At 61.2% G+C, this 8816-nt stretch carries 6 protein-coding genes, 1 tRNA gene and 2 rRNA genes (1 of these 9 running past the window's edge); all 9 read left to right on the forward strand.

All coding sequences use genetic code 11. The features are described from left to right. Positions 1–1633, forward strand: a 23S ribosomal RNA gene (locus tag EN943_RS18170) (it extends 1189 nt beyond the left edge of the window). Positions 1634–1785: 152 nt separating this feature from the next. Continuing rightward, positions 1786–1900: ribosomal RNA gene (rrf, locus tag EN943_RS18175) — 5S ribosomal RNA — on the forward strand. 154 nt (positions 1901–2054) lie between these two features. After that, positions 2055–2131 (forward strand) — tRNA-Met (locus EN943_RS18180). A gap of 654 nt (positions 2132–2785) precedes the next feature. Next, positions 2786–3817, forward strand: coding sequence for a substrate-binding domain-containing protein (locus tag EN943_RS18185; protein ID WP_013529471.1), 1032 nt, complete (start codon positions 2786–2788; stop codon positions 3815–3817). Positions 3818–3911: 94 nt separating this feature from the next. Continuing rightward, positions 3912–5447 carry a sugar ABC transporter ATP-binding protein gene (locus tag EN943_RS18190; protein WP_127414004.1) on the forward strand — a complete coding sequence of 512 codons (1536 nt, stop codon included), beginning with the start codon at positions 3912–3914 and terminating at the stop codon, positions 5445–5447. A 76-nt stretch (positions 5448–5523) separates the two neighbouring features. Beyond that, complete coding sequence (locus EN943_RS18195) at positions 5524–6447, forward strand: ABC transporter permease (RefSeq protein ID WP_245270382.1); 924 nt, start codon at positions 5524–5526, stop codon at positions 6445–6447. Between the two features lie 24 nt (positions 6448–6471). After that, complete coding sequence (locus tag EN943_RS18200; RefSeq protein ID WP_127414006.1) at positions 6472–7452, forward strand: sugar-binding transcriptional regulator; 981 nt, start codon at positions 6472–6474, stop codon at positions 7450–7452. Beyond that, positions 7449–8444 carry an aldo/keto reductase gene (locus tag EN943_RS18205; RefSeq protein ID WP_127414007.1) on the forward strand — a complete coding sequence of 332 codons (996 nt, stop codon included), beginning with the start codon at positions 7449–7451 and terminating at the stop codon, positions 8442–8444. Before EN943_RS18200 ends, EN943_RS18205 begins: the two co-directional genes overlap by 4 nt. A gap of 21 nt (positions 8445–8465) precedes the next feature. After that, positions 8466–8816, forward strand: a 351-nt coding sequence (locus EN943_RS18210; RefSeq protein WP_127414009.1) for an FAD-dependent oxidoreductase, incomplete at its 3' end; no start/stop codon positions are given.

The raw sequence follows: 8816 nt of genomic DNA on the forward strand, positions 1-8816 counted from the left end.
AAAATGTAACGGGGCTAAAGCCATACACCGAAGCTTAGGGTTTGGTCCGCAAGGGCCAAGCGGTAGCGGAGCGTTCTGTAAGCTGATGAAGCCATACCCGTGAGGGGTGGTGGAGGTATCAGAAGTGCGAATGCTGACATGAGTAACGTAAGGGGAGTGAGAGACTCCCCCGCCGAAAGACCAAGGGTTCCTGCTTAAAGCTAATCTGAGCAGGGTTAGCCGGCCCCTAAGACGAGGCGGAAACGCGTAGTCGATGGGAACCACGTTAATATTCGTGGGCTTGGAGGTAGTGACGGATCATTGAGGTAGTCCAATCTTATCGGATTGAACGGGCTGCTGCGTGGTTCCAGGAAATAGCTCCTCCTTATAAACCGTACCCGAAACCGACACTGGTGGTCTGGTAGAGTATACCAAGGCGCTTGAGAGAACTATGCTGAAGGAACTCGGCAAATTGCACGCGTAACTTCGGAAGAAGCGTGACCCTTTTCTACGCAAGTAGAGGAGGGTGGCACAGACCAGGGGGTAGCGACTGTTTATCAAAAACACAGGGCTCTGCGAAGTCGCAAGACGACGTATAGGGTCTGACGCCTGCCCGGTGCTGGAAGGTTAAGAGGAGGGGTGCAAGCTCTGAATCGAAGCCCCAGTAAACGGCGGCCGTAACTATAACGGTCCTAAGGTAGCGAAATTCCTTGTCGGGTAAGTTCCGACCTGCACGAATGGCGTAACGACTTCCCCGCTGTCTCCAGCATAGACTCAGTGAAATTGAATTCCCCGTGAAGATGCGGGGTTCCTGCGGTTAGACGGAAAGACCCCGTGCACCTTTACTATAGCTTTACATTGGCATTCGTAGTGGCATGTGTAGGATAGGTGGTAGGCTTTGAAACCTGGGCGCCAGCTCAGGTGGAGCCACCCTTGAAATACCACCCTTATTACTATGGATGTCTAACCGCGGCCCGTTATCCGGGTCCGGGACAATGTATGGTGGGTAGTTTGACTGGGGCGGTCGCCTCCTAAAGAGTAACGGAGGCGCGCGATGGTGGGCTCAGAACGGTCGGAAATCGTTCGCTGAGTGCAATGGCATAAGCCTGCCTGACTGCGAGACTGACAAGTCGAGCAGAGACGAAAGTCGGTCATAGTGATCCGGTGGTCCCGCGTGGAAGGGCCATCGCTCAACGGATAAAAGGTACGCCGGGGATAACAGGCTGATGACCCCCAAGAGTCCATATCGACGGGGTTGTTTGGCACCTCGATGTCGACTCATCGCATCCTGGGGCTGGAGCAGGTCCCAAGGGTATGGCTGTTCGCCATTTAAAGCGGTACGTGAGTTGGGTTCAGAACGTCGTGAGACAGTTCGGTCCCTATCTGCCGTGGGTGTAGGAATATTGAAAGGATCTGTCCCTAGTACGAGAGGACCGGGATGGACGGATCTCTGGTGGACCTGTTGTGGCGCCAGCCGCATAGCAGGGTAGCTATATCCGGACGGGATAACCGCTGAAGGCATCTAAGCGGGAAACCCACCTTAAAACGAGTATTCCCTGAGAACCGTGGAAGACGACCACGTTGATAGGCCGGGTGTGGAAGAGCGGCAACGCTTGAAGCTTACCGGTACTAATAGTTCGATCGGCTTGATCGTTCTCATTCCTTATGCTCATCGCTCCAAATCGGAGGGTGACAGGCACAAAAAAGACCAGCGAAACAGCTCCGACAGAGCCCCAGGCCTTGCGCCTGATGCTATGTTGCGGCCAATCGCAAAAAAAGCTTCTCGAACAACGTGCGTTTTGCCGACCTGGTGGTTATGGCGGAGCGGCTGCACCCGATCCCATTCCGAACTCGGCCGTGAAACGCTCCAGCGCTGATGGTACTTCGTCTCAAGACGCGGGAGAGTAGGTCGCTGCCAGGTCTGCAAAACGCACGTTGATCTCACATCCAAATCGGATGGAGAGAAATCTTCTCTTTATGAAATGGCCCGCCAAGGGATCACGGGCCGCGTAAGCGGCCCTTTCATTTGGTCAGCCATCTACCTATCTGTAGGTCTCGGCTTGCACAAAAGGTGACGCGGGGTGGAGCAGCCCGGTAGCTCGTCAGGCTCATAACCTGAAGGTCACAGGTTCAAATCCTGTCCCCGCAACCAAACTTCACTAAACAAACAGCCCGCCTCGTGCGGGCTCTTTTGTATTCTGCCGTGCTGCCAGCCTGTCATCAGGCGCCCCCAAGCAGGCCAAGCCAAGCCGCCAGACAAAAAGCCAATCCCTCTCCCCAAAACCAAAGCAAAAACAGCCCGCATGGCACCAGCCGGCGGCCGTTCGCGTTCAAGGGACAGCCGAAGCTTCTCGGAATACGCCGGATGGTCCGAAGGCTGCCGTAAGCCGACGCAGCGGCTGACTTCTTGGGCCAAGCGACATGGAGAGCGTCACGCCGCGCCTGGAACAGATGCTATCAAAGACAAGACCGGGGCTTCAGGCGATAAAGACGTGGCCGGCGGGAGGGCACCACGCGAGCTTCTGGGTGCCGATACTCCAACCACACTCTCCGGTTCGCGGCCAAAGGCAGGAAACGCCCTGCCCAGCCGGCACCTTGGCGGCCCGCGACCAGGGAGCGTATAAATCCCCGGAAGTAGGTCTTGAAATATATTTCACTATGTGAATTATATTGACAATGCGCGCCTGGGCTGTAATGTCCGGATCGTCGGCTTTCGGAGGAAGGTCGGCGTCATCAAATCCATATAGCAGCGCTCGTTGAGCGCCTGCGACGGTCATTGAGGATGGCTTCGGCCAAGGGAGGAAACTTGCGCAAATTTCTGAGCACGCTCGCAATCGCGGCGGCTGCATCGACCTGCTTTGGGTCGATGCAGGTACGCGCCGAAACCCCAAACCCGTTCAAATGCGAGCCGGGTGAAAAATACGTCATGAACGTCATGGTCTCGGGCGTCGAATACTGGTTCCCGGTTTATGAAATGTTCAAGCAGGCCGGCCAGCAGTTCGGCTGCGAGACCGCCTATACGGGTACGCCGGAATACGACGTCAACAAGCAGATCGCGACCTTCGACCAAGCGCTGGCGCAGAAGCCGGCGGGCATACTGGTGCATCCGATGAACTCCGATCCGTTCATCGAGCCGATCAACCGCGCCATCGAGCAAGGCACCGCGGTGGTGACCTTCGCCGCCGACTCGCCGAATTCCAAGCGCGTCTCCTACATCACCTCCGACAACAATGCTGAAGGCACCTATGCCGCCGACGCCGTTGCCAAGGCGATGGACGGCAAGGGCGAATATGCGGTGCTGGAGAATCCCGGCCAGGACAACCACGACAAGCGCGTCAACGCCTTCGTCGCCCGCATGGAAGCCAAATGGCCTGACATGAAGCTCGTCGGCCGCGCCGCTTCGAACCAGGATCCGACCAAGGCCTATCAGGCCGTTCTGAGCCTGGCGCAGGCGCATCCCGACCTCGGCGCCGTGTTCATGCCGGAGGCCAACTCGGCCATCGGTGCTGCCCAGGCCGCCAAGGAAGGCGGCGGCAAGATCCGAGTCATGCTCGCCGACGTCAACGCCAAGATCCTCGACATGATCAAGGCCGGCGAGATCTTCGGCTCGGTCAATCCAAACCAGGGCATGCAGGGCTATATGGGCTTCATGCTGTTGTGGATGGCCAAACATCCCGGCCTGATCGATCCGATGAACGACGCCAAGCGTTCGGGTTTCAACCCGATGAGCGTGCCCTTCGTCGACAATGGTTTCTCCATCGTCTCCAAGGACAATGCGGACGACTTCTACTGGGACAAGTACCTCAAGCGTCGCGGCACCAAGGGCATCGAGGAATAGTCTCGATCTCGCCGCCCGGCCTCGGCATGGCCGGATTAACCGGGAAGGAGGCTTCGGCCTCCTTCCTCCCCCGCAAGCACCGCAGGAGCATGGCGTGACCCAGGCGCCCATTCTTGAAATCCGCAGCCTGTCCAAGGCGTTCGGCGCGGTCAAGGCGCTGAGCGACGTGCAGTTCGAACTGCGGCGCGGCGAAATCCATGCGCTGTGCGGCGAGAACGGCGCCGGCAAGTCGACGCTGATGAACATGATCGCCGGTGTATTGCAACCTGACGAGGGCGACATCCTGATCGATGGCGAGCGTGTTTCGATCCATTCGCCCGCGGCCGCCCAACGCCTCGGCATTGCGCTTGTCCACCAGGAGATTGCGCTCTGTCAGGACGCCACCGTTGCCGAAAACATCTACATGGCCGCGATCAACAGCCGGCGCGCGCCGCTGATGAATTTCCAGAAGCTCTACGCTGACGCCCAGAAAGTCATGGACCTGCTCGCGCCCATTCCGGTGCGTACCAGGGTTGCCGACCTGTCCATTTCCAACCAGCAGCTTGTCGAGATCGCCAAGGCGCTGACGCTCGACTGCAAGGTGCTGATGCTTGATGAGCCGACCGCAGCGCTGACCGAAAGCGAAGCGCAGCGCCTGTTTTCGATCGTGCGCGGGCTCAAGGCTCGTGGCATTTCGGTGGTCTATATCAGCCACCGCATGGCCGAGATATTCTCGCTCTGCGACCGCGTCACCGTCTTCCGCGACGGCCGCTACGTGGCAACCGATCAGGTCGCCGCCGTTTCACCTGACGATGTCGTGCGCAAGATGGTCGGCCGCGAAATCACCCAGCTCTATCCCGATAAACTGGCGCCGCAAGAGCCGGGCCGCCTGCTCCTCTCGGTCGAGGGGCTTTCCGATGGGCGCCGCTTCGCCGACGTCGGTCTGCAGCTTCGTGCCGGCGAAATTCTGGGCATTGGCGGCCTCATTGGCGCCGGCCGTAGCGAGATCGCGCAAACGGTCTGTGGCCTCAGGCCGATGACGTCAGGAACCGTCGCGCTCGACGGAAAGCAGCTGCGGCTGAGCGGCTATGGCGATGCGGTCAAGGCGGGGCTGGTTTATCTCTCCGAGGATCGCAAAGGCTCCGGCGTGTTCCTCGATCTGCCGATCGCGGCGAACATATCGGCGCTCGACCTCGCCAAGCTGACCGGGCGCCTCGGCCTGCTCGACCGCAAGGCCGAGGATCGTCAGGCGAAGGAGCTGACCGGCAGGCTCGGCGTACGCATGGCCGGCATCGATGCCGTCGTCTCGACGCTGAGCGGCGGCAACCAGCAGAAGGTCGCCATCGCCAGGCAGCTGTCGGTCGATCCCAAGGTCATCATCATGGACGAGCCGACGCGCGGCATCGATGTCGGCGCCAAGGTCGAGATCCACCGGCTGCTGCGCCAGCTTGCCGGCAGCGGTGTCGGCGTCATCGTCATCTCGTCCGAACTGCCGGAGCTGATTGGCTTGTGCGACCGCGTTCTCGTGGTGCGCGAAGGCAGGATCGCCGGCGAACTCGCCGCCAGCGAGCTCGGCGAGGAAGCCATCATCATGTTCGCCTCGGGCGTCCAGAACAGTTCAATTCAAAGGCAGGCCCAGAATGTCGCCTAGGCAATCAGGAGAAGCGCTCGTGCACGCCGAGATCAAGGCCGCCGGGCGGCGGATCAATTTCGCTCAGCTCGCCTCGATGCGCGAGGCCGGGCTGATCGTCATCATCCTGGCGCTGTGCATCGCCATGAGCTTCGCCTCGCCGCACTTCCTGACATGGGGCAATTTTCGCGCCATGCTGATGAGCTTCTCAATCGAAGGCATCGTCGTCGTCGGCATGACGATCCTGCTCATCGTCGGCGGCATCGACCTGTCGGTCGGCTCGGTCGTGTGTTTCTCGATGGTGGTCTCGGGTGCGCTGTTCCTCGCCGGCCTCGACCCCTGGACGGCAAGCCTGATCGGCATCGGCGTCAGCGCGCTGATCGGCGCGGCCATGGGCTTCTTCGTCACGGTGATAGGCCTCAACCATTTCATCACGTCGCTGGCGGCAATGGTCATCGTGCGCGGCATGTGCCTGGTGGTCACCAAGGGCACGCCGCTGTCGCTGTTCACCCTGCCGCCAGCCTTCAAGGCCATCGGCCAGGGCAGTTTCAACAACATCCCCTATGTCATTCTGATCTTCGTCGTCGTGGTGGCCATCTTCGACTTCCTGCTGCGTCGCGCCACGGCTTTCCGCAAGGTTTTCTACACGGGCTCCAACGAGAAGGCCGCGCAGTTCTCCGGCATCAGGACCAATCAGGTGAAGTTCTGGGTCACGGTCCTGTGCTCGACGCTGGCCGGACTGGCCGGCGTCATCTACATGGCGCGCTTCGGCGCGGCGACGCCGACCTTCGGCGCCGGCATGGAACTCAACATCATCGCCGCGGCCGTCATCGGCGGCGCCTCGCTGAATGGTGGCTCGGGCACCATCTTCGGAGCGATCCTCGGCATGGCTCTGCTGTCGGTGGTGACGAGCTCGCTTATCCTGCTCGATGTCTCGGTCTATTGGCAGGACATGATCAAGGGATGCATCCTGCTGGCGGCGGTGTCGATCGATCACTTCCTGCACCGCAAGAAGTCGTGAACCTCAAGGCAGCGAAACAAGACCATGGCCCCTCCCAACACCCGCGACGACATCGCCGCTGTCCGCCAGATGCACCAGGCGCTTGTCCTGCACTATGTCGAAGGCAAGACCCAGGCCGAGATCGCCGGGGAACTCGGCATCTCGCATGCCACCGTCAACCGGTTGATCAAGCGCGGCCACCAGCTCGGCCTCGTCGAGATCAAGATCAAGTCGCCGATCGACCATCTGGTCGACCTGGAAGCACGGCTGGTTGCGCTGGGCGGCATCGAGCGGGCGATGGTGGTGCCGTCGGTCTCCGAAAATCCGCACACGGCCCTGCAGCGGGTCGGCGAGGCTGCTGCTGGGCTGCTGCTCGACACCATCAAGGATGGCGACACGATTTCGATCACCGGCGGCAAGGGCGTCAGCGCGCTGGTCGCCGGTCTCAAGCCCGGGCGCCGCTATGACGTCGAAATCATCCCCGCCACCGGACTGGTGCAGGGCAAGCACTACACCGACGTCAATCACGTCGCCTCGCTGATGGCCGACAAGCTCGGCGGCCGCGCTTACCAGATCCACGCGCCGCTGTTTGCCGACACCGCGCAGCAGCGCGAGATGCTGATGGGCATCAGCTCCGTCGCCGACGTCTTTCGCAAGGCGCGCGAGGCCGATGTCGCGGTGGTGGGTGTCGGCTCCATCCTGACCGACGATTCCAGCTACTACGACCTGCATCCGTCCTCGAATGCCGATCGCCAGGCGATCGAGAAGTCCGGGGCGACAGGCGAGCTGCTTGCTCATCTCATCGATCGCCGGGGCAAGCTCTGCAACTACTCGCTCAACCGTTCGCTGGTCTCGTTGACGCTTGACGAGTTCGCGACCATCCCGCGCTCTATCGGCATCGCAAGCGGCCCCAGCAAGGTCGCGCCGATCCTCGCCGCAATGCGCGGCAACCATCTCGACACCATCGTCACGGACGAGGCCACGGGGCTCCAGATCCTCGAGCTGGCCGAACAGGAGGCAGCATGAATTCTCGACAAATCCAGCGGCAGATCGGCAAGTCCGGCATATCGGCGTCGGCTGTTGGCCTGGGCACCTGGGCGATAGGCGGATGGATGTGGGGCGGCACCGACGAGAAGGAGTCGGTCAAGGCGATCGAAGCATCGATCGATGCCGGCCTCAGCCTGATCGACACTGCGCCGGCCTACGGTCTTGGCCGCAGCGAGGCGATCGTCGGCACGGCCATCAAGGGCAAGCGCGACAAAGTGGTGATCGCGACCAAATGCGGGCTGAACTGGCATTCGGGCAAGGGCGGCCATTTCTTCGACCAGGACGACAAGCCAGTGCATCGCTATCTCGGCGCCGACGGCATCGCCTATGAGGTCGAGCAGAGCCTGCGGCGTCTGGGCACCGATCATATCGACCTCTACATCACCCATTGGCAGGACCCGACGACGCCGATCGCCGAGACGATGGCGGTATTGGAAAAGCTCAAGGCAGCCGGCAAGATCCGCGCCATCGGCGCCAGCAATATCAGCGCCGAGGATCTCGGCCATTATATCGACGCCGGCCAGCTCGATGCGATCCAGGAGCGCTATTCGATGATCGACCGCGACATCGAGGGCAGCCTGCTGCCGATTGCTCGCGCGCACGACATCGCCACCCTCAGCTATTCGTCGCTGGCGCTGGGCCTGCTCACCGGCACGGTCGAACCCGGCCGCACATTCGGCGGCGACGACCAACGCAAGGACAACCCACGCTTCTCCACGGCCAACCGGCAGAAGGTGGCAAAGCTGAAGGAGGCAATCGCCTCGATCGCCGAGAGCCACCAGGCGTCGACGGCGCAGATCGTCATCGCCTGGACGCTCGCCCAGCCGGGCATCACTTTCGCCCTGTGCGGCGCGCGCAATCCTGAACAGGCGCTCGACAATGCACGGGCCGGCGAGATCACGCTTGCGGCAAGCGAGTTAGCGGCAATCGACGCCGCGGCAGCCGCGCATCTCACCGCGATGGATGCCTGAGCAAAAAAGGCAACAGCCCCCATGAACCGTAGCCATACGTTAGCCGGTCTGCGCGACCGGCCTGATATCGCCGTGCTCGTCATCGGTGGCGGCATCAACGGCATCAGCGTCTTTCGCGAGCTGGCCTTGCAAGGCGTCGATGTCGTGTTGGCGGAAAAGGGCGACTATTGCAGTGGCGCAAGTGCCGCCCTGTCGCGCATGGTGCATGGCGGCCTGCGCTACCTCGAAAACGGCGAATTCAAACTGGTGCGCGAATCCCTGCTCGAACGCGACCGGCTGCTGAGGAATGCGCCGCACTATGTGGCTCCGCTGCCGACGACGGTGCCGATCTTCGACATTTTCTCCGGTCTCGCCAACGGTGCGGTGCCTGTC

Source organism: Mesorhizobium sp. M7A.F.Ca.US.006.01.1.1 (genome assembly GCF_003997935.1).
Classification (GTDB): domain Bacteria; phylum Pseudomonadota; class Alphaproteobacteria; order Rhizobiales; family Rhizobiaceae; genus Mesorhizobium.

Bases quoted from the DNA above. Each gene is read 5' to 3' on its own strand.
- EN943_RS18205 (WP_127414007.1), top strand. From the start codon at position 7,449: ATGAATTCTCGACAAATCCAGCGGCAGATCGGCAAGTCCGGCATATCG.
- EN943_RS18200 (WP_127414006.1), top strand. From the start codon at position 6,472: ATGGCCCCTCCCAACACCCGCGACGACATCGCCGCTGTCCGCCAGATG.
- EN943_RS18195 (WP_245270382.1), top strand. From the start codon at position 5,524: ATGCGCGAGGCCGGGCTGATCGTCATCATCCTGGCGCTGTGCATCGCC.